1 pseudogene is annotated in these 281 nt (G+C 59.1%); it reads left to right on the top strand.

Going from position 1 to position 281, the window contains the following annotated elements:
* Positions 1–198: pseudogene (locus RTW80_RS28965) on the top strand (glutamate/gamma-aminobutyrate family transporter YjeM); the annotation flags it as partial.
* Positions 199–281: the final 83 nt, after the last annotated feature.

Below are 281 nucleotides of genomic sequence, written 5' to 3'. Positions count from 1 at the left end.
CTGCTGGCGACCACTGTTGTGGTGCTGGTCGTCGCGTTCGCCAACATCTTTACCGTCATTCAGCCCGTGGTTGAGGCAAATGACTGGAACAGCACGCTGTGGATGGTTGGCGGACCGATCTTCTTCTCGCTGCTGGCAATGGGGATTTATGAGCATTACCGTCGTCGCTCGACGGCCTGTGTAGCAGAAGTGGCGTAAAGGATTGACCCCCTCCCGACGGGGAGGGGGAAAGGATTACAAACTTCCCGCCGGGCGCGTACGCGCCGCTGACGTCAACGTTC

This window comes from Escherichia sp. AM3, assembly GCF_032029835.1.
GTDB classification, from domain to species: domain Bacteria; phylum Pseudomonadota; class Gammaproteobacteria; order Enterobacterales; family Enterobacteriaceae; genus Escherichia; species Escherichia coli.
This window is presented reverse-complemented; position numbering and strand designations above follow the sequence as displayed.